Here is a 19,391-nt window from a genome sequence, read left to right as displayed (position 1 = left end):
CCGCGATAGCGTCTTCCTATCGCAACCGTCGGAAACGGCGAATTCGACGAGAGGGCCGGAAATGATGATGTTTGCAGCAACAGGGAAGATTGTTCCACGGCCCGGGCGGGCGGTCGATATCGCCGGCCGGCTCGGGCTCGCGGCTGCCCCGACCTTCGCGCTGATGGCCTCGATGTCCGCCATCGGCTCGCCGGGCATGGCGATGTGCTCCGCCGCCTCGGCCTTTGTGGCGATCAACGACATGGCGCTGATGTACCTGCTGATGAGCGTCTTTCACCTGTCGCCGTGGCTGAAGCTCCTTTGCGCCCGTTCGCAACGCTCCGGCACCCCCGTCACCCAAACCGAAGGAGACTGACAATGCAACACGCCGTTGTTTCACGCGAAGACTGGCTGACCGCCCGCCGGGACCTCCTGAAAGCGGAGAAGGAACTCACGCGTCTTCGCGACAAGGTCGCCCGACAGCGGCTCGCCCTGCCGTGGATGCGCATCGACAAGGAATACGTGTTCGACACGCCGGATGGCCCGCGCACGCTGGCCGATCTCTTTGACGGCCGGTCGCAGCTTCTGGTGCAGCATTTCATGTTCGCGCCGGGGTGGAAGGAAGGCTGCCCGAGCTGCTCCTTCATGGCCGACCACACTGACGGCATGAACGTGCATCTGGCAAATCACGACGTCACCATGATCGCCGTCTCGCGCGCGCCGCTGGCCGACATCGAGCGCTATCGCAGGCGCATGGGCTGGCAGTTCAAATGGGTGTCGTCCTTCGGCAACGACTTCAACTACGATTTCCGCGTCAGTTTCACACCCGAGGAGGTCGCCACCGGCCATATCGACTACAACTTCGGCGAATGGCGGGAAACTGGCGAGGAATGGCCCGGCGTCACTGCCTTCTACAAGAATGAGGCGGGTGAGGTCTTCCGCACCTACTCCACCTATGGGCGCGGCGTCGAGGTGATGATGGGCACCTATAATATGCTCGACCTCGCTCCGAAGGGCCGCAATGAAGTCGCGGGAATGGACTGGGTGCGCCGGCACGATCGCTACGCGTAGCCGTCCTGGAGAGCAGTGGCCGATGACAGGCTAGCAAGGGAGAAATGAGGTGATTGCCGGGCCCCACCAGGACCCGGCAATCGCGATTTCTGGTGCTTGAGGCAGACGGCGGCCCTCATACCCCCGACGATCCGCCGCGGACCACGTCCTCAGTCTGCCTGCGAGAACGCAAATGCTCCGCGCGCGTCGATCCATATCAGCTCATTTTCCGCGGCTTTCGTTCCGCCCGGGTTGTGGACCACGGTCCCGCAAAACCTCACGCCCTCTGACCAGACGTAACAAACCGCATCGTCGTCGATCTCGACCTTGCCGTTGATGATCGTGCCCCAGTCGCCGGACAATGTGGCGATGCCTTCCGCCGTGATCGACGCGGCACGTTCCTCGCCGGTCGCGAGCGAGCGTCCGTGCAATCTGTGACCGAGGAAAAGGTCGCGCACTGCAGCGGGCGGCAGCCTGTTCTTGGCGAGTTCGTCCAGAGACTTCGGCACACCGGCCAGAGCCAGGCCCTCTTTGAGGCGCTCGCGATCCCCGAAGGCGGTGTAGTCGAAGCTGACCGCTGTGGCGATGGTGACTGGAACGCCGCCGCGCCTCAGCCTGATATCGTTGAAACGAGACAGCGCAGACCTTGCGTCCTGTCCGCGGCCGAGATGCGCATAAGCGGCCGCCAGCAGCAGCAGGCACTCCGCATCGGGGCTATATTCGACGACGCGCTCCAGAGACGTCGCGGCTCCCGCGAAATCGTCCAGGCTGAACTGCACCAGCCCAAGCACGAACCAGAAATAGGGCGGAGAATGAGGGTCGAGCCGCATGGCCGTCCGCATATGCGGAACCGCGTCGCGCGGTCGACCGGCCGACGTCAGTATCAACGACATGACCGCATAGTTCCAAGGCTCTCCCGGGTCGAGTGCAATTGCTTGCTGGATTTCCTCGAGCGCCCGCGCGTGCTTCCAGTTCATCTGCAGCAGGGTTGCCGCCACCTGATGCGCCAGAGCCGTTGGGCGCTTCTGCGCCTCCAGAAGGTACCGCCTGGCGCGAGCCAGGGATTCGCTGGCCGGAATGCCCAGTCTGTAGCTCCAGAGCGCATTGGCGGCCTGTGCGTAGACGAGCGCGAGCGCGGCGTATGCACGCCCATAGTCGGGGTCCAACTCGATCGCCCGCTCGAAGTAGGGAACTGCCGCCGCATAACCCTCGGGGGTCGTCCGCCTGTAGTGGTTCCAGCCCTGCAGGAATGCGTCGTATGCCTCAGGCACGCCGGTTTCCGCCCGATGCAAGGTGGTGCGTTCGGCGTCGGTCAGCCGCAGCGACAAGACGCTGACGACGGCGCGGGTCACCTTGTCCTGCAAGGCAAAGATATCGGCGACGGGAGCGCTATATCGCTCGGCCCACTGCTGACCGCCGGTCGCAGCATCGACAAGGTGGACGTTGACGCGAACCTGGTCGCCCGCGCGCTGAATGCTGCCCTGCAGCACATAGCGCACGCCGAGCTCCTGCGCGACGTCCCGAATTTCGACCGGCTTGTCCTTGTACGCAAAGGTCGAGTTGCGGGCGATGACGAACAGACCAGAGACCCGGGACAAGTCCGTGATCAGGTCGTCGACAATTCCGTCGCTGAAATAGTCGTCGGTCCGGTCCAGGGTCAGGTTCGTGAACGGAAGGACGGCGATTGAGGGCTTGTCGGGCAGTGGCAAGCGCGGCTCGAAATCCTGGCTCCACGGGCGAAGCCAGCCCGCCGTGCCGGCCACCATAAAAAGCATGGCCAAGGCCATTGCCGCAGCGGTCGCTCGCCATTGCCACCGCCGCGGAATGGTGCTGGCCGGGGCGATCGTATGTCGGGCGACAGCCGGCTCGGTCGGCATACGGTCCATGGGCGCGGGCCCGGCAATCGCAGCGGCTATTTGCGCGCCCGGTGAAGCGGAGAGGTCCGGCTCAATATCCGCCGGCCGAGCAGGCGTGCTCGCAACCTCGCCTTCCTCAACCGCAAGCGGACCGGCGAACCGATAGCCGACCCTCGGGAAGGTCGCGATCCATTCCTCACCAAGCCGCTTCCGCAGTGCGGCGATCTGGACCGTGAGGTTGCTCTCCTCCACGCAGCTATTCGGCCATGCCGCGTCCATCAAGGCGGACTTGGTCACCACCTGCCCACGCGCTTCAGCGAGAGCCCGGAGCAGCGCCAGCGGTTTCCTTCCCAGGGAAACGGGAACGCCGCGCTCCAGCAGAACACCGCGCCCTGTATCGAGCAGAAAGGGACCGAACGAGAAGCGCTGAGACGCCATAGGCCATCATACCGCTTTCGGGAAAACTTCGGGATCATTTCGGAGGGATTTCAGGACGGGCCATGGCGGATGGCGGACCTTTGTCGACGGTCGGGCGGACGACGACAGCCGTCCGAATCCGTTCCTAACAACGCATGAGGTTGGCCATGATGAAGGAAGCATTCGCGACCATCGTAGCCGCCGGCATCACGGTCATGTCCAGTTCCGCGATGGCCGATGCGTCAAAGGGCGCTCCGATATACATCGGCGCCCGATCGACGGCACCCGAGCAGGAAACGTTCGGCTATCTAGTGAGACCCGGGGACACCCGCCGGCTGGCTTTCATTGGCCCCGCTCGCCATATCGATCGCGTCACAGGCGACCCCGAGAAGGACACGATCGCTTACACGCCCGTGCTCGAAGTGCTGGCGTCATTCTGTGTCGAGCGCGAGTAATCGGGGCCCGGCCAGAACGAATGGCTTGCCTAGCGCATGATCGCCAGGGCCATCGACAGAAAGGCGAGCGTGGCGAGGCAGGCACGTGCGACATGCGACCATTCCCAGATGTCGCGCATCTGCCGCCAGTCTGCATCGGGCGAGGCGAAGAGTCCGAAGAACAGCTTGCCCGCGCCGACAAGCTGCGTGTCCTTCAGCCAGGCATTGTTCACAGGGTGGGTAACGGCCCAGTAGACGGCGTGAGCTGCCAGCAGGAAACCGAGCGCTGCAGCGATCCACCAGAAGCGCTCGGTGGCGGCCGGCGTCAGGAAGAGCAGGACGGCGAGGGCAAGCATGCCCCCGAACTCGCCGATCAGACCGCCGATCGTAAATCCGGGATAGTAGATCGCCTGGACCGCGCGATAGGTGGGCTCGTCCAGGCGGGTTTTTCCAGGGAATTCGAGTGCATGAGCCAGGGCGAGGCCCATTGTCACCGCCACCAGGAGAAGCGCCAGCAGGGAGAAGGCAGACATGGCACCAGAACCGCTTTTCAGGGACCTCGACATGCAGTCTCGCAAGCCATTCTGCTATCGGAGCTGGCACGACAGCCGCTGCTTCAAGCACCCTAGCGAGCGAGCTGGCTGGCAATAATGACAAAAACACAGAGAATTCTGCCAAGTTCCGCGCAAATGAGGCGGCGGAAGGATTCTACGACTATCCTGATTGCGATCGCAGTCCTCTCCCGCGCGGATCATTCGGACGAATTACGCTGCTGGTCGATGCTGCCGATCCCATGCGCCGGCCGGTTCGGGCGAGGGAGGCGACCCTCGATGGCCGGGCGACGCCGCGACGAACGGCTTCGAGGGACTGGTCAGGAACGGTCGAGATCTTCCATGGACCGTTCCCGCTGTCCTTCGTCTGGCTGCCGGCTTTCCGCGAGGCGAAGCAAGGAGATGAGAGATGAGCAAACTCGTGACCTGTCTGTGGTTCGACTATGGCGAAGCACTCAAGGCGGCGGAATTCTACGCGGCTACTTTTCCTGACAGCCGCGTCGGTCGCGTCAATGCGGCGGCGGCCGATTATCCCGGCGGCCGCGAAGGCAATGAGCTGACCGTCGAGTTCACGGTGCTGGGGCGGCCGTTCCTGGGCCTGAACGGCGGCCCGAATTTCAAGGCAAACGAAGCCATCAGCTTCATGGTCCTGACCGAGGATCAGGAAGAAACCGATCGCTACTGGAACACGATCGTCGGGAATGGCGGCGCCGAGAGCGCCTGCGGCTGGTGCAGAGACCGGTGGGGCTTCTCCTGGCAGATCACGCCGAAGCGGCTGATGGAGCTGACCACGAGCTCGGACCGGGCCAAGGCCAAGCGCGCGATGGAAGCGATGATGACGATGCGGAAGATCGACATCGCCGCCCTCGAAGCCGCTGTGGGAGAAGCGACGTAGCACGGGGTGTCAGGTCATTTGCGCGCCGATCGTTCCCGGCGAGCGGCTCGTCGATAGCGCCGGCCGCCGGCTTGATCTGCCGGGGCGTCAGAACCTGTAGCCGATGACGGCCGAAACGGAAGGCTGCAGCTTCTTTTCCACGATCGGGCTGTCGGCGGCGTCGCCGGCCAAAATCCCAAGCCCTGTCTGGCCGCGCACGAGCCAATGTTCGTCCAGGAGATAGGTCGCGGATGCCGAGACATTGATGCGCTTGAGGCCGGCCTTGGCCTTGTACTCGGGCAGGCCGGAAGCTGCCGCCTGCATGGCATTGACGCCGAAATAGGCCTCCATGTGCTTGTCATTTGCCACGATCGCCTCGGCTTTGGCGCCAAGGATGAGCTTTTCGGTCACAGGGGCCGAATAGCCGATCCCCAATGTGCCGATAAGGCTTTCGCTGCCGTCGATCGTCTGATCGACTGTGGCATAGAACTCGAGCGGCCCCCACTTGTAGGCCGCCTTGAGCCCGACCGTGGCGGCAAAGTCGATGTCGCCCAGGCCTCGGAGCCGGGCATAATCATCGGCATCTCTGCCCGACTCGTAGCCGACCTTTCCGGACAGCGAGAAGCCGCTGTGCCTGACGGGTGTGACGGTGACTCCCTTGGGATCAATCTGGAGCCATTCGCCATAGGTCAGAAGGACGAGAGGAACGGGGCCGATCTCGAAATCACCGCTGCCTTCATATTCAGGTTCATACTCGCCGCCGCCCCCGATGATCAGGCTCCATTTCCGGCTGGTCTGCTTCTGGACGGGGCGTTGGTTGAACCGTTCCTGGTCGAAGACCGGTTCCGGTGCCCGTCCCGGAAGATCGGCGGCCGTTGCGCCGGCCGCCATCCCCATGACCCCTGCCGCAAGGCCGAATGCACGAGACGACAGGCGCCAATTGTTCCGAACGATCAAGGACATGGGTGCTCCAAAGCGAGATGCCGTGCCGCACGGGTTCCACCGGCGGCGACACGCGACATCACTTTTCACGGGGCACCCGCTCCAAGCGTGTCTTTATGTTTCGCTTTGTTGCGAAGGAGAAATCGGAGGCCGAGCCCAGCGGGTCGCAAGGCGTGCTCTGCCGTTCCGCGTGCTTCAGTCAGGCGGCCCACGCATTCATGAGGTCAGCGGCCGGCCTCGAAATAAAACTTAACAACCATCCTCGCTCGGGCGCGAACCCGTCGTGCTATAAAGCCCGAGCTTTTCCGAAGAAGCGGGCAGCCGACGAAGGGGTCGTGAGATTGCGTGTGCCTCCCGGCCTGAGGACCATCCATGGGCAGATCACGGCTCTCGCCATACTCGCTCTGCTGATCATCGTCGCCCTGGCGGGGCCCATGCTCGAGCGCTGGGTTCGGAATGACGACAGGGAGCTGGATATTGAACAGGTCGCTGAACATATCCAGGCCATAAGCGGGCTTTTGGCGGTCGCGGCACCAGACGAAAGAGACGTCATCCTTGGCGCCGCCCGGCGGGCGGGTTGGGAAACGACGCTGCAGCCTTTGTCTCTCAGCCAGGAATTCACGACGTCGTCGCCTCGGGAGGCCATCCGGGATCGGGCCATCGAATGGCTGTTTCCTCCCCATAGTTCGATCTCCCCGCTGGGGGGCTGGAGAACCTTTCTGAACGGAAATCGCGTCGTGGCGATGCAGGTGGACGATGCAACGATGCTGGTTGCGCCCATTTCGTCCGACCCGTTTCTGACGAGCGACTTCATCGGACGCGGATCATATTACCTGGTCGCGCTGGTCACCCTGATCTTCCTTTTCTCCGCCTTTGCCGTCTGGGCGATTATGCTGCCGCTCCGGCGGATATCCCTGGCAGCCATGAATGCCGATATCTCGCAGGACGGAGAGGTGTTCGAAGAGCGCGGCAGCATCGAGATCGTGGCGTTGGCCAAGGCTCTGAACAGCATGCGCAAGCGGATCGCCATCATGGTCGAATCCCGAACCCGCATGTTGCGTGGCATCAGCCACGACTTGCGGACGCCGCTGACGCGATTACGCCTCAAGGCTGAACGCTTGCCGGCGGACGCCGCTCGGGACGCAATGCTCTCCGATATCAGCCATATCGACCGGCTGCTGGGGGAAAGCCTCGATTATCTGCGCGACACTTATCGGAAAGAGGATGTCGAGCGGACGGACATCGCCAGCACCCTGCAGACGATCTGTAGTGAATTTGCCGACGTCGGCTTCGATGTCACCTATCGGGGGGCGAAAAGGCTGGTCGTGGACTGCAAGCCGCTCGCAATCACGCGTGCCGTTACGAACCTCTGCGACAATGCGACCAAGTTCGCGAATACGGTCAAGGTCGAACTGGGAACGCATGCCGGAAAGGTCATCATCGATGTCGTCGATGATGGCCCGGGTATCCCCGAAGCGGACCGGAGGCGTGTGCTGGAACCGTTCTTCAAGGGCGATGCCGCCCGCAATGATGCGAACAGCGGCTTCGGGCTGGGGCTTTCGATCGTCGCCGAGATCGTGCAGGCCCATGGGGGCGAACTGGAGCTTCGCGACCGCCAGCCCAACGGTCTTGTCGTCAGACTGATGCTGCCCACGCGTTAGGGCGTGGACCGTGCACCAGGTCCGCGAGCCGCCAGTCGCCGCTCACGCTTCTTCGACCGCCGCCGTGAACATATAGCCACCAAGCCTGACCGTCTGCAGCAGCGCTGGCGCTCTGGCGTTGATCTCGATCTTCTGTCGAAGACGGCTGATATGGACGTCGATACTGCGTTCGATCGGTCCGGCGAGGCCCGAATGCGTCAGCGAGAGAAGTTCCTCGCGCGTGATGACGCGGCCCGGGTTCCGGCAAAAGGCCAGCAGGAGGTCGAATTCCGTGGTCGTCAACGCGACGCGGGCATTGCTGGGGTCGTGAAGCTGGCGGCGCATGGGATCGAGTTGCCAGCCGTCAAACCGCAGCCTTCGTTGGCTGGTATTCTTGACCAGCCCATAGGACGCACGCCGCAACAGGCTGCGCACACGCGCGACGACCTCCCTGGGGCTGAACGGCTTCGTGACGTAATCGTCAGCGCCGACCTCAAGTCCCACAATCCTGTCGACCTCCTCGCCAAGCGCCGTCAACAGGATGATCGGGGTGGTCTTCTCGGCGCGAATTTTCCTGCAGATGTTCAGCCCATCCTCTCCCGGCAGCATGACATCAAGGATGATGAGATCAAATGAACCGTTGCGCAGGAGCGATTGCATCACCCGGCCATCTTCGGCAACGGTCGGGATCATGCCGTTGTCCTGCATGGTCAGGGCGAGCAGGTTTGCGATTTCAGGATCATCTTCAACGATCAGGATCTGCGCGTTGTCCATAGCCGGGTGCATGAAGCCTCTTGCCCTGTCCCATATGATGCACGCATCGACCAGAGTGCGCGTGTTTCGGTATATTAAGATTTGTTGCAGCGTTGCAGAACGCCCCGTGCCTCCAGGATGAGGCGGTTGAGGTTCTGCGCCCGATGGCTTGCCAGCCGGCAGCGACAGCTGGCGAATGGGATCGGCCGCAATACAATTTAATAAAAGGACATGCCCTCGCAGGGCGGCAAAGTGACACGATGCGCCATGACGGTGGTCGGGTTTGGCGCGACGTGAAGATCCTGAGTTGCGTTGATTCCTTTCCGTTCCGTGCCTGAGTTAGCTGTCCGGATCGGGGAAATGATGAGCGCAAAAGCTGTCAATATACTTGTTCGTGTTTGTGTCTGTGCTCTTCTCATGCCCGCGATATCGCCGGCACAAGATGTTGGCGGGAACCTCGCAACGGGCGGGACGCTTCCAACCGGCCCGACAGCGGGCGATATGGACCTGTCGCCGTTCTATCGATGGGCTGCGGCATTCCCCGCCAAGCCCGGCGCGATGCTGCGTGAGGAAGCGGTGGCGAGCCAGCCGGAGATGACTTCAGCCAAGGAGGCGTTCCGTATCCTCTATGCTTCGAGCGATGCGCGCTGGCATTCCGGACGCATCCCGGTCAGCGGCATGCTCTATCTTCCCGACGGTGCTGCTCCGAAGGGAGGCTGGCCGCTCGTCGCCTGGGGGCATGGCACGCTGGGCATAGCCGACATATGCGCCCCGTCGTGGACGGGCTTCAAGCCGCGGGATGCTTCGTACATCAATCGCTGGCTCGAGGCGGGCTTTGCAGTCGTCGCGACCGATTATCAAGGTCTCGGAGGGCCCGGCCCTCATCCCTATCTGCATTGGGGGGCAGAAGCCCGTTCCCTGCTGGACGCGGTCCGTGCAGCGCTTGGGGCGAAGCCAGGCCTGATCGCGAATGAGGTGCTGGTCGCTGGGCACTCGCAAGGATCCGGTGCTGCCCTGGGTGCTGCGACGATCTGGCGTGACTATGCGCCCGAACTCAACATCCTGGGGGCCGTCGCAACCGCGCTCAACACCACTTTTCCGGAAGGCCCTGTGTCGCTTCCGGTCCGCAACTCCAGCAACATGTTCCTGAGCCTCGTGGCCGGTGGTCTTCATGACGACGGGCCGCGGATCGACGACATCGTAAGTCCTGCGGGAAAACAACTCCTCGATATGGCGCGGCGCGGTTGCAGCAGGCAGATGGGGGAACTCGCTCGCGAACTGAAGGTTCGGTCCCTGGCCGAGACCCTCTCCATCTCGCAGGAGGAATTGGACGATCTGCGTATTCCTGTCACCGATATGCCGATGGGATCGTTGAGCGTCCCGCTGTTCATCGGGACGGGATTGGCCGACACCACGCTCCCTCCGCATCGGCAGTATGCCGCGGTCTTGGCCCTATGCGCGTCCCGGAATATCGTCGCCTGGCATCGCTACGAAGGTTTGACGCACGATGGTGTCCTGCATGGATCGTTTGCGGACGCGCTTGCCTTCGCGCGCACCGTGATCGAAGGCGGGGAGGCGAAGTCTCAGTGCCACGATGTCGTCCCGCCCGGACCTCCCGGTGATGCCAGGCCGGGGGCGATCTTCAATTCGGACTGACGCGGGACCGCGACGCTACAGGCCGGCGTCGACTGGTTCGGGCCGGAGCGGGCCTCATGGTAGCCCGAACCGCTCCGATCGACGTGACCGCAGCGCGCTCGTTCCGATGACCGTCGCCATCATGACCCTCTTCGTCCTGATGGTCGCGCTGCTCATCAAATTTGCCTGAGGTCGTCGGCGGAGCGGAAACCACGACGTCCATTTCGGAGTTGTTCATCCATGGGCTGAGCTGGAGAAAGCCATGCTGAACGACCTGCGTACCCGGCCCAAACCTGTGACGACCCGGGCCCAGTCCGAGGCCCGGGAGAATGCCTTCAGGCGTTTTTTGTTCGACACTCACCCGGCCTACCATGAGTGGCGCGAGAAGCGCGATGCTGCGAGCTTCGAGTTCCAGATTGAGGCTGAGAGGAAGTTCCCGAACCCAGCGTCCGCCGACAAAGCGGAAAAGGAACACCTGCGCCTTCTGCGGGCTTGGGTGCGTCGGAATCCGAACCCTCTCTATCAGGAGGAAATCGAGCGCTTAAGGGAGGAGTTCGACCGAGCCTACCGGCCGACCAGGTGGGATGCCATTGGATGAACGCTGCTCCTTTCCAAAGGGCGGCCTTCGCCCTGCGCATCCCGAAGGGTGCGCAACTGCCTTGTTACGGCACGACCTCACCCAGAAAGTCGCGCTCGTCTTCGTCGACAGCCGCGCGCCAAAGACCGCCGATCATCGCATAGGAGGTGGCTCGCAACGCTCGCCCGCGCCCGGCGAAGCAGGGCGTTGTCAGGCCGGCAGCCCGTTCTGCTTCCGCAGGCTTTTGTCGAATGCGGCCTCGGGGACGAAGCGGCGCAGGAAGCTGACCTGGCGCGCCATTTTTCCCGCCGCGTAGCGCCGCCTCGGAACGGCAGCGGTCGCGGCTTCCAGGACTGTTCCGGCGACGATTTCGGGTGCATCGCCTGCTGCGATCGCTTTCCGCATGATCACATCCATGCCGGCGCGCGCGGAAGAGTAGACATCGAGCAACTGATCCGGCCGGACGAGATTGTCGTCGAACGACGTACGGGTATAGGCCGGCTCGACCAGCACGACGCGGATGCCGAACGGGCGCAGTTCGTGGTCGAGCGATTCGGAATAGCCTTCGACGGCATGCTTGGTCGCTGCATAGAGCGCGGAATAGGGCGCTGGAATGAAGCCGAGCACCGAGCTCACATTGACGATCCGGCCCTTTTGCTGGCGCCGCATGGCCGGCAGCACCGCGCGGGTCACGCGCAGGACGCCGAAGACGTTCACGTCGAACAGTGCCTGAGCCTGGGCAAGCGAGGATTCCTCCGCGCCGCCGACGAGGCCGATGCCGGCATTGTTGACGACGAGGTCGATGCGTCCGGCCCTGGCCAGCACCTCATCGACCAGCGTCGTAACGGACGCGTCGTCCGTCACGTCGCAGGTCAGCATGGTGATGCCGTCGGAGCGTTCGGTAGCCGCGCGACGGCTGGTTCCGAACACGCGATAGCCGGCATTCCGCAGGGCCTTGGCCGTGGCGAGTCCGATGCCGGAGGACGCGCCCGTCACCAGGGCGACGCCGGGATTGGTCTTGTCCATGGAAGTCACGTCTTTCCTAGTTGGCGAATGTGATGGATCGCTTGCCGCTCGTCCCTGGCCTGCCCGTTGCCGGCTTTTGATGGGTCCGAAAGCGGAACGAGGTTTCAGTGTTGCGCGCTTCGGGCGCTCGCGCCGCCTTCCGTCCAGCGCCGGAACAGTGCGCTGGCGTTGACGCCGCCGAAGCCGAAGCCGTTGGCGATCGCGTAGTCCATCGCCAAGGGCCGGGCCGCGTTCGCGACGAAGTCGATCCCGTCGCCGGCCGGATCGGGCGCCTCCAGATTGAGCGTCGGCGGCGTCATCTGATCCCTGAGCGCCAGGACCGCGAAGATGGCGCCGAGCCCGCCGGCGGCGCCGAGCAGATGTCCGGTCGCCGACTTGGTGGCGCTGACGGCGATGGCGGAATCCATGCCGAAAACCCGCTTGATCGCCGCGATTTCCCCGAGATCGCCGACCTGCGTCGAGGTCGCATGCGCATTGAGGTGGCGTATCGCGCGCGGCGAGATCCCGGCCTGGGCAATCGCGATCTCCATGGCCCGGCGCGCACCGTCGCCGTCCTCCGGGCCGGAGGTGACGTGGTGCGCATCCGCCGTCGTGCCGTAGCCGACGAGCTCGGCGAGCGGCCTCGCGCCGCGCCCCAGCGCGTGGCCCAGTTCCTCGATGACGAGGATGCCGGCGCCTTCCCCCATGACGAAGCCGTCCCGTGCCATGTCGAAGGGGCGTGAAGCCTCTGCCGGCTCGTCATTGAAGCTGGTGGACAGGGAACGCGCCGCGGCGAAGCCGCCGAGGCTGACGGTGTTCATGCAGGCTTCGGTGCCACCGCAGACGGCGATATCGGCTTCGTTGGCACGGATGAGCCGGGCGGCGTCGCCGATCGCCTGGATGCCGGCGGCGCAGGCCGTCACCGGCGCCCCGAGCGGCCCCTTGAGGCCGTGGCGGATCGAGATATGACCGGCCGCGAGATTCACGAGGAAGGAGGGGATCGTGAAGGGCGACAGGCGGCGAACACCGCGCTGGTCGACCGTGCGCACCGCCTCGGTGATGGCGGGAAAGCCGCCGATGCCCGAAGCGATGATCGTCGCCGTGCGCAGGCGCTCCGCCTCCGAGGTTGGCGCCCACCCTGCCTGGGTGAGTGCCTCCTGGGCAGCGGCGAGCCCGAAGAGGATGAACCGGTCGACCTTGCGCTGGTCCTTCGGCGCCATGACGGCATCCGGATCGAAGCCGGCGTCAGGGTCTTCCTCCAGGGTGGGCACGACGCCGCCGACCTTCGCCGGCAGGTCTCCCACCACCTCGTCCGGAAGCCTGCGGATGCCGGAGCGCCCGGCCAGGAGGCGCGTCCAGGAGGTTTCGACATCGGCGGCAAGCGGCGTGACCGCACCGATGCCTGTGACAACAATCCGTCGCATCTATTGTCCTATCGATCCGGGTGTATGGGCGGCGTCACGTTGATGCGTCTCATGCCTGCACCTCCGCTTTCGGCTGACGCATGGCGACGGGGAGAAAGGCAAGAATGGCGAGCGCCGAACCCGTCGTGAGGATGACGGCGAGGGACACAGTCGGCTGAAGAGGCAGAATGCTGGCGACCGCCGCGCCGACGGCGGCGCAGCCCATCTGCAGGAAGCCGAGCAGCGCGGACGCGAGCCCGGCCTGCCTTCCGAAAGGATGGAGCGCGATGGCGGTGCCGAGCGGATTGATCAATCCCATGCCGAGCAGATAGAGCGCGATGGCCGCGGTGAAGGGGATGAAGGCCGGCGCGGCGGCGAATGTGAGCAGAAGGAGGCTGCCGGCCAGCGCGATGAAGAGGCCGACCATGCCGATGGTGCGCTGGCCCCAGCGATGGGCGAGGCGTGGCGCGAGAAAACCTGCCGCGAAGACGATCAGCACCGTGGTCGCGAAGTTCAATCCGAGCTGAAAGGCCGTGAGGCCGAGCTCGCTCATCAGGATGGCGGGCGCCGCTGCGAAGAAGGTGTAAAGCCCCCCGATGACAAGGCTCACCGAGAGGGCGGGAAGGACAAAGCGCGGATCGGCCGCCAGGCGGCCATAGGCGGATGCCACCGCCGAAGCCGCCAGGGATGTCCTGCGGTCGGCCGGATGGGTCTCGCCGGCACTCGTCGCATAGTGGAGCGCCAACACCATGCCGAACGCCGCAACGACGAGGAAGGTGAACCGCCAGCCGAGCAGGCCGTCGAGCGCGCTGCCGATGAGCGGCGAGAAGCCCGGCGCGGCCGCCATCGCGATCATGGTCAGCGCCAGAGCCCGCGCCAGCGCCTCGCCGTCGAAGAGGTCGCGTGCGATGGCGCGCGACAGGACGGAGGCGGCGCAGGCCCCGAGCGCCTGGATGACGCGGCCGAGGACCAGCAAGGGCAGGCTGTCGGCGAAGGCGCAAACGACACTGCCCGCGGTGAAGACGGCAAGGCCGCCAAGCACCAGCCATCTGCGGCCGAAACGGTCGGAGAGCGGTCCGACCAGAAGCTGCCCGAACGCGAAGGCGACGAAGAAGCTGCTCAACGTCAGGCCGAGTTCCTGGGAAGAAACGCCAAGGCTGGCGCCAATCCGTGGAAAGGCGGGCAGGATGATGTTGGTGGCAAGTGCGCCGAGCGCGGCCAGCCCGGCGAGGAGGAAGAGGATCTTTCCCGTCAGCCGGCGCTCCGAAGGCGCGCCGCTCGTGATGGGAATCGCGGAGGCAGGCGCGGCCGCGTCGCGCACCTGCGCCGGGGAGACGATCGTCATTGGAGCGGCCTTTCCCGGTTGTCTCCGGCGGACAGCCCCGGCTGCACGCTTTCGGCGGCCGCTTGCAGGAACTGCTTCGACAGCTGCTCGTCGTTGACCGCCCGCGAGAGGACGAGCGCACCGACCATCGTCGAGAGAATGGCCATCGCCTTGCCGGCGGGCTCGCCGCCGCCGGCATCACCGATCCAGCTGCCGAGCAATGCGAGATATTCCCTGATCCCGGCTTCGAACGACGCCTTCACGTCGGCGCCCTGCCGGGCCGCATCCGCACCGAGCGCGACGATCGGGCAACCGTCCATCCTTTCCGCGCGATGCTCCATGCTGAGGTAGAACGCGATCACCGCGCCAAGCGGGTCCTGCGGATTGGCCGCGGCAGCGGCTGACCACCGGCTGAAGGCGCTCTCCAGTGCTCGCCGGGACGCCTGCGCCACGAGGTCGTCCTTCGACGCGAACTGCTTGTAGAACGCGCCCTGGGTCAGCCCGGCGCCTTCCATCAGGTCCTTGAGGCCGATGCCGTCGAAGCCGTGTTCCCGAAAGAGCCGGCTGGCGACATCGATCACGGTTTGCCGGTTCTTCTCCGCCTGAATGCGACTTACCCGCATTGCCGACCTCCGTAATTAGATTGTGTTTAACATCCATATCTGATATAGAGTGTGAACGCAATCTAATTTGACGAGGCCACGGCCATGAGAAAGAAGCCCGCCATTGTGCTGGGAGGTGCCCTGATCGCCGGGGTTGGGGCGGCCGCTTTCGCCGCGCTTTCCCTGCGCACGCAGGAAGCCGCGGCCGTGAGCGACCCGAGGCTGGAGCCGCCGATCGTCAGGCTGGCGACGGCCGCCCGGGTGAGCGGGGCCGAACGCGGCTTCACCGGCATCATCGGGGCGCGGGTCGAGAGCAACCTCGGTTTCCGCGTCCCCGGCAAGATCGTGGAACGGCTCGTGAATGTCGGCGAGCAGGTCAAGGCCGGCCAGCCGCTGATGCGGATCGACGAGACCGACCTCCGCCTGGCGCTCACGGCGAAGCGCAACGCCGTTGTTGCGGCGCGCGCAGCCGTCGTTCAGGCCGAAGCGGACGAGCGGCGATACGCCAAGCTCGTGAGCGACGGATGGTCCTCCCGGCAGCGCTACGAGCAGGCGAAGGCCGCCTCCGATACGGCCGCGGCGCAGCTCGCCGCCGCTGAAGCCGATGCGCGGGTCGCGGAGAACGAGGCGATCTATTCCCTGCTGGTGGCGGACGTGGATGGTACGGTGGTCGAAACGCTCGGCGAGCCGGGACAGGTCGTCTCCGCCGGCCAGGCCGTGGTCCGGCTTGCCCAGGCGGGGCCCCGCGAAGCGGTGGTTGCGCTGCCCGAGACGATCCGGCCGGCGATCGGCTCGACGGCCGAGGCCAGCGTGTACGGGGGTGATGGACGCCGCCATGCGGCGCATCTGCGGCAGCTGTCGGATTCCGCCGATGCCCAGACCCGCACCTACGAGGCCCGCTATGTGCTCGACGGCGAGGCGGCGCAGGCGCCGCTCGGCGCGACGGTGACCATCCGGCTGGTGAGCGAAGCGAGCCAACCGGAGGTGGAGGTGCCGGTCGCGGCCGTCCTGGACAACGGCCAGAGAACTGGCGTGTGGGTGTTCGACGGCGCGACCTCGAGCGTGGTCTTTCGGCCCGTAAGGCTGGTGCGCGTGACCAGCGAGACCGCCGTGATCTCCGGACTGGACTCGGGGGATTCGGTCGTTTCGCTCGGCGCCCACCTCCTGCAGGAGGGCGCGCGCGTGCGGACCGCTTCTGACATCAGGGGCAAGTGATGAGCCTCAACCTTTCCGCGATCGCCGTCCGCGAACGCGCCGTCACCCTCTTCTCGATCCTCCTTCTGGTGGCCGCCGGCGCCTACGCCTTCCTCATGCTCGGCCGGGCGGAGGACCCGAACTTCACCATCAAGACCCTGACGGTCACGACGGCGTGGCCGGGCGCGACGGCGCGCGAGATGCAGGACCTCGTCGCCGAGCCGCTGGAGAAGCGGCTGCAGGAGCTCACCTGGTATGACCGGGTCGAGACGACCACGCGGCCGGGCTACGCCTATATGACGGTCACGCTGAAGGACAGCACGCCGCCCTCGGCCGTGCAGGAGGAGTTCTATCAGGCCCGCAAGAAGCTCGCGGACGAGGCCCGCAACCTGCCGTCCGGCGTCTACGGCCCCTTCGTCAACGACGAATATTCGGACGTCAGCTTCGCCCTCTATGCGCTCAAGGCCAAGGGCATGCCGATGCGCGAACTGGTGCGGCAGGCCGAGGTGATCCGCCAGGACCTGCTGCACGTGCCCGGCGTCAAGAAGATCAACATTCTCGGCGAGCGCCCCGAACAGATCTTCGTCGAGTTCTCCCATGCCAGGCTGGCCACGCTCGGCGTGTCGGCGCAGGACATCGTCGCCGCCCTGCAGCGGCAGAACACCGTCACCCCGGCCGGCTCGATCGACACGCGCGGGCCGCGCGTCTTCATCCGGGTCGACGGCGCCTACGACAGCGTCCAGGCGATCGCCGACACGCCGATCGTCGCGGCGGGGCGGACGCTGAAGCTCTCCGACATCGCCGAGGTTCGCCGCGGCTATGAAGATCCTCCGACCTACCTCATCAGGCGCCAGGGCGAGCCCACCATCATGCTCGCGGCGGTGATGCAGGAGGGCTGGGACGGCCTTGCGCTGGGCAAGGCGCTGGAGGACAGGACGGCGGCCATCGCGCAGACGCTGCCGCTCGGCATGACGCTCGACAAGGTCACCGACCAGGCCGTCAACATCACCTCGGCGGTCGACGAATTCATGATGAAGTTCGCGATGGCGCTCGGCGTCGTGCTGCTGATCGCCCTGGTTAGCATGGGGTGGCGCGTCGGCATCGTGGTGGCGGCCGCCGTGCCCCTGACGCTCGCCGTCGTCTTCCTCATCATGCTGGAGACCGGCCGGTTCTTCGACCGCATCACGCTCGGCGCCCTCATCCTGGCGCTCGGCCTGCTCGTGGACGACGCCATCATCGCCATCGAAGTGATGGTGGTGAAGATGGAAGAGGGCATGGACCGCATCAGGGCGGCGGCCTATGCGTGGAGCCACACCGCGGCGCCGATGCTGTCGGGAACGCTCGTGACGATCGCCGGCTTCCTGCCGGTCGGCTTCGCGCGCTCGACGGCCGGCGAATATGCCGGCAACATCTTCTGGGTCGTCGGTTTCGCGCTCATCGTCTCCTGGATCGTCGCGGTGGTCTTCACGCCCTATCTCGGCGTCAAGATGCTGCCCGCGATCAAGCCGGTCGAGGGCGGCCACCACGCGATCTACGACACGCCGAACTATCGGCGCCTGCGGCGGCTCATCGCCTTCGCCGTGCGCCACAAGTTCGTGACCTGCGCCATCGTCGGCATCGCCTTCGCGCTGTCCGGCGTCGACATGGGCGCCGTCAAGCAGCAGTTCTTCCCGACGTCCGACCGGCCCGAGGTGCTGGTGGAGGTCCGCCTGCCGGAAGGCTCCAGCATCGAGACGACGACCGCCACGGTCGAGAGGCTCGAACATTGGCTGGAGAGCCAGCCCGAGGCCAGGATCGTCACGAGCTATGTCGGCCAGGGCGCACCGCGCTTCTTCTTCGCCATGGCGCCGGAGCTGCCCGATCCCGCCTTCGCCAAGATCGTCGTGCTGACCCCGGACGCCGAGGCGCGCGAGGCGTTGAAGCACCGGCTCCGGGCGGCGGTGGCGGAGGGGCTCGCCCCCGAGGCCTATGTCCGCGTCACGCAGCTCGTGTTCGGCCCCTATACGCCATTCCCGGTCGAGTTCCGCGTCATGGGCCCCGATCCGGCGCAGCTCTACAGCATCTCCGAGAAGGCCCTCGAGATCATGCGGGGCGTTTCGGACGTGCGGCAGGCCAACCGTGACTGGGGCAATCGCACACCCATGCTGCGCTTCGTCCCGGATCAGGACCGGCTGAACCTCATCGGCCTCTCGCCGGCGGAGGTGGGCCAGCAGCTGCAGTTCCTCCTCACCGGCGTCGCCGTCACGCAGGTTCGCGAGGACATCCGCAACGTCCCCGTCGTGGCGCGCAGCGCCGGCGGCGAGCGGCTGGATCCGACGCGCCTGGCGGATTTCTCCTTGATGAGCCGGAGCGGACGCTCGATTCCGCTCGACCAGATCGGCCATTCGGAAATCCGTGTGGAAGAGCCGATCCTGAAGCGTCGCGACCGCACGCCCGTCATCACGATCCGCTCGGACATCAACGAGGCGACGCAGCCGCCGGAGGTCTCCAAAGAGGTCATGACGGCGCTCCAGCCGCTGATCGCCTCGCTGCCGGCGGGCTATCGCATCGAGACGGGCGGATCGATCGAGGAGGCCGGCAAGGCCAACGCCGCGCTGGGCAAGGTCTTCCCGGCCATGATTGCCGCCACGCTCATCGTCATCATGCTGCAGGTGCGGTCCTTCTCGACGATGACCATGGTCATGCTGACGGCGCCGCTCGGCGTTGTCGGCGTCGTGCCGGCCCTCATCATCTTCAACCAGCCCTTCGGCTTCAACGCCATCCTGGGGCTGATCGGCCTCGCCGGCATCCTGATGCGCAACACGCTGATTCTGACCGAGCAGATCAAGGAGAACCGCGCGGCCGGCCTCGACGATTATCACGCCGTCATCGAGGCCACCGTGCAGCGCACGCGGCCCGTGATCCTGACCGCGCTTGCCGCCGTGCTCGCTTTCATCCCGCTCACGCACTCCGTCTTCTGGGGCTCCATGGCCTACACGCTGATCGGCGGCACGGCGGTCGGCACGGTGCTGATCCTGCTCTTCCTTCCTGCGCTCTACGCCGCATGGTTCCGCATCAAGCCGACCGCGGACGAGAGCCATGAGGTTTCGATCGGGGAACCGGAACTGCAAGCGGCGATGGCTGCGGAGTAGAGCCCTACCTGCGGAGGCGTCACC

17 protein-coding genes are annotated in these 19,391 nt (G+C 65.3%); 9 read left to right on the top strand and 8 right to left on the bottom strand.

The features are described 5' to 3' along the window. The first annotated feature begins 61 nt into the window (after positions 1-61). Together GGR16_RS22290 and GGR16_RS22285 are read left to right on the top strand one after the other, a co-directional pair. Positions 62-355 carry a hypothetical protein gene (locus tag GGR16_RS22290; protein ID WP_019402369.1) on the top strand — a complete coding sequence of 98 codons (294 nt, stop codon included), beginning with the start codon at positions 62-64 and terminating at the stop codon, positions 353-355. 2 nt (positions 356-357) lie between these two features. Then, positions 358-1,050, top strand: a complete 693-nt coding sequence (locus GGR16_RS22285; protein ID WP_019402370.1) for a DUF899 domain-containing protein — start codon at positions 358-360, stop codon at positions 1,048-1,050. A gap of 149 nt (positions 1,051-1,199) precedes the next feature. Here the strand turns inward: GGR16_RS22285 and GGR16_RS22280 are convergent, their stop codons facing one another. Further along, the gene (locus GGR16_RS22280; RefSeq protein ID WP_183318245.1) at positions 1,200-3,323 is read right to left on the bottom strand and encodes a winged helix-turn-helix domain-containing protein; all 2,124 of its coding nucleotides are present in this window, start codon (positions 3,321-3,323) and stop codon (positions 1,200-1,202) included. 146 nt (positions 3,324-3,469) lie between these two features. Here GGR16_RS22280 and GGR16_RS22275 point away from each other — a divergent pair, with 146 nt between their 5' ends. Next, positions 3,470-3,757 carry a hypothetical protein gene (locus GGR16_RS22275; protein ID WP_019402372.1) on the top strand — a complete coding sequence of 96 codons (288 nt, stop codon included), beginning with the start codon at positions 3,470-3,472 and terminating at the stop codon, positions 3,755-3,757. A gap of 29 nt (positions 3,758-3,786) precedes the next feature. On the opposite strand, the gene GGR16_RS22270 is transcribed toward GGR16_RS22275, so the two are convergent. Continuing rightward, positions 3,787-4,302, bottom strand: a complete 516-nt coding sequence (locus GGR16_RS22270) for a DUF1772 domain-containing protein (RefSeq protein ID WP_183318243.1) — start codon at positions 4,300-4,302, stop codon at positions 3,787-3,789. A 394-nt stretch (positions 4,303-4,696) separates the two neighbouring features. Here GGR16_RS22270 and GGR16_RS22265 point away from each other — a divergent pair, with 394 nt between their 5' ends. Next, positions 4,697-5,182 carry a VOC family protein gene (locus GGR16_RS22265; RefSeq protein WP_183318241.1) on the top strand — a complete coding sequence of 162 codons (486 nt, stop codon included), beginning with the start codon at positions 4,697-4,699 and terminating at the stop codon, positions 5,180-5,182. Positions 5,183-5,269: 87 nt separating this feature from the next. Here GGR16_RS22265 and GGR16_RS22260 read toward each other — a convergent pair whose 3' ends face one another. Next, positions 5,270-6,124 carry a MipA/OmpV family protein gene (locus GGR16_RS22260; protein ID WP_246373251.1) on the bottom strand — a complete coding sequence of 285 codons (855 nt, stop codon included), beginning with the start codon at positions 6,122-6,124 and terminating at the stop codon, positions 5,270-5,272. A gap of 2 nt (positions 6,125-6,126) precedes the next feature. Between GGR16_RS22260 and GGR16_RS22255 the strand changes: the two genes are divergently transcribed. After that, the gene (locus GGR16_RS22255) at positions 6,127-7,764 is read left to right on the top strand and encodes an ATP-binding protein (protein WP_343059911.1); all 1,638 of its coding nucleotides are present in this window, start codon (positions 6,127-6,129) and stop codon (positions 7,762-7,764) included. A gap of 42 nt (positions 7,765-7,806) precedes the next feature. Here GGR16_RS22255 and GGR16_RS22250 read toward each other — a convergent pair whose 3' ends face one another. Then, positions 7,807-8,529 carry a response regulator transcription factor gene (locus GGR16_RS22250; protein ID WP_019402378.1) on the bottom strand — a complete coding sequence of 241 codons (723 nt, stop codon included), beginning with the start codon at positions 8,527-8,529 and terminating at the stop codon, positions 7,807-7,809. A 468-nt stretch (positions 8,530-8,997) separates the two neighbouring features. Between GGR16_RS22250 and GGR16_RS22245 the strand changes: the two genes are divergently transcribed. Further along, on the top strand, positions 8,998-10,152 hold the full coding sequence (locus GGR16_RS22245; protein WP_183318239.1) for a lipase family protein: 1,155 nt from the start codon (positions 8,998-9,000) through the stop codon (positions 10,150-10,152). 241 nt (positions 10,153-10,393) lie between these two features. Beyond that, positions 10,394-10,729 (top strand): hypothetical protein, encoded by a 336-nt coding sequence (locus tag GGR16_RS22240; RefSeq protein ID WP_019402380.1) that lies wholly within the window; start codon positions 10,394-10,396, stop codon positions 10,727-10,729. Between the two features lie 189 nt (positions 10,730-10,918). On the opposite strand, the gene GGR16_RS22235 is transcribed toward GGR16_RS22240, so the two are convergent. The 4 genes from GGR16_RS22235 to GGR16_RS22220 all read right to left on the bottom strand — a co-directional run bounded on the left by GGR16_RS22235 (position 10,919) and on the right by GGR16_RS22220 (position 15,063). Beyond that, positions 10,919-11,734, bottom strand: coding sequence for an oxidoreductase (locus GGR16_RS22235; protein WP_183318237.1), 816 nt, complete (start codon positions 11,732-11,734; stop codon positions 10,919-10,921). A gap of 104 nt (positions 11,735-11,838) precedes the next feature. Further along, entirely contained in the window at positions 11,839-13,137 is a 1,299-nt protein-coding gene (gene fabF / locus GGR16_RS22230; protein ID WP_183318235.1) for a beta-ketoacyl-ACP synthase II, read from the bottom strand. 49 nt (positions 13,138-13,186) lie between these two features. Further along, positions 13,187-14,461, bottom strand: a complete 1,275-nt coding sequence (locus tag GGR16_RS22225; protein WP_210289674.1) for a multidrug effflux MFS transporter — start codon at positions 14,459-14,461, stop codon at positions 13,187-13,189. Next, the gene (locus tag GGR16_RS22220; protein WP_183318233.1) at positions 14,458-15,063 is read right to left on the bottom strand and encodes a TetR/AcrR family transcriptional regulator; all 606 of its coding nucleotides are present in this window, start codon (positions 15,061-15,063) and stop codon (positions 14,458-14,460) included. Before GGR16_RS22220 ends, GGR16_RS22225 begins: the two co-directional genes overlap by 4 nt. Before the next feature lie 84 nt (positions 15,064-15,147). Here GGR16_RS22220 and GGR16_RS22215 point away from each other — a divergent pair, with 84 nt between their 5' ends. Together GGR16_RS22215 and GGR16_RS22210 are read left to right on the top strand one after the other, a co-directional pair. Continuing rightward, the gene (locus tag GGR16_RS22215; protein ID WP_183318231.1) at positions 15,148-16,257 is read left to right on the top strand and encodes an efflux RND transporter periplasmic adaptor subunit; all 1,110 of its coding nucleotides are present in this window, start codon (positions 15,148-15,150) and stop codon (positions 16,255-16,257) included. Further along, positions 16,257-19,367 carry an efflux RND transporter permease subunit gene (locus tag GGR16_RS22210; protein ID WP_183318229.1) on the top strand — a complete coding sequence of 1,037 codons (3,111 nt, stop codon included), beginning with the start codon at positions 16,257-16,259 and terminating at the stop codon, positions 19,365-19,367. Before GGR16_RS22215 ends, GGR16_RS22210 begins: the two co-directional genes overlap by 1 nt. Positions 19,368-19,391 lie beyond the last annotated feature (24 nt).

Origin of the sequence: Chelatococcus caeni (genome assembly GCF_014196925.1) — a bacterium.
GTDB classification, from domain to species: domain Bacteria; phylum Pseudomonadota; class Alphaproteobacteria; order Rhizobiales; family Beijerinckiaceae; genus Chelatococcus_A; species Chelatococcus_A caeni.
This window is presented reverse-complemented; position numbering and strand designations above follow the sequence as displayed.

Excerpts from the sequence above, each read along its gene's own strand:
- GGR16_RS22290 (WP_019402369.1), top strand. The coding sequence starts at position 62 with ATGATGATGTTTGCAGCAACAGGGAAGATTGTTCCACGGCCCGGGCGG.
- GGR16_RS22285 (WP_019402370.1), top strand. The coding sequence starts at position 358 with ATGCAACACGCCGTTGTTTCACGCGAAGACTGGCTGACCGCCCGCCGG.
- GGR16_RS22280 (WP_183318245.1), bottom strand. The coding sequence starts at position 3,323 with ATGGCGTCTCAGCGCTTCTCGTTCGGTCCCTTTCTGCTCGATACAGGG.
- GGR16_RS22275 (WP_019402372.1), top strand. The coding sequence starts at position 3,470 with ATGATGAAGGAAGCATTCGCGACCATCGTAGCCGCCGGCATCACGGTC.
- GGR16_RS22270 (WP_183318243.1), bottom strand. The coding sequence starts at position 4,302 with ATGTCGAGGTCCCTGAAAAGCGGTTCTGGTGCCATGTCTGCCTTCTCC.
- GGR16_RS22265 (WP_183318241.1), top strand. The coding sequence starts at position 4,697 with ATGAGCAAACTCGTGACCTGTCTGTGGTTCGACTATGGCGAAGCACTC.
- GGR16_RS22260 (WP_246373251.1), bottom strand. The coding sequence starts at position 6,124 with ATGTCCTTGATCGTTCGGAACAATTGGCGCCTGTCGTCTCGTGCATTC.
- GGR16_RS22250 (WP_019402378.1), bottom strand. The coding sequence starts at position 8,529 with ATGCACCCGGCTATGGACAACGCGCAGATCCTGATCGTTGAAGATGAT.
- GGR16_RS22245 (WP_183318239.1), top strand. The coding sequence starts at position 8,998 with ATGGACCTGTCGCCGTTCTATCGATGGGCTGCGGCATTCCCCGCCAAG.
- GGR16_RS22240 (WP_019402380.1), top strand. The coding sequence starts at position 10,394 with ATGCTGAACGACCTGCGTACCCGGCCCAAACCTGTGACGACCCGGGCC.
- GGR16_RS22235 (WP_183318237.1), bottom strand. The coding sequence starts at position 11,734 with ATGGACAAGACCAATCCCGGCGTCGCCCTGGTGACGGGCGCGTCCTCC.
- fabF (WP_183318235.1), bottom strand. The coding sequence starts at position 13,137 with ATGCGACGGATTGTTGTCACAGGCATCGGTGCGGTCACGCCGCTTGCC.
- GGR16_RS22225 (WP_210289674.1), bottom strand. The coding sequence starts at position 14,461 with ATGACGATCGTCTCCCCGGCGCAGGTGCGCGACGCGGCCGCGCCTGCC.
- GGR16_RS22220 (WP_183318233.1), bottom strand. The coding sequence starts at position 15,063 with ATGCGGGTAAGTCGCATTCAGGCGGAGAAGAACCGGCAAACCGTGATC.
- GGR16_RS22215 (WP_183318231.1), top strand. The coding sequence starts at position 15,148 with ATGAGAAAGAAGCCCGCCATTGTGCTGGGAGGTGCCCTGATCGCCGGG.
- GGR16_RS22210 (WP_183318229.1), top strand. The coding sequence starts at position 16,257 with ATGAGCCTCAACCTTTCCGCGATCGCCGTCCGCGAACGCGCCGTCACC.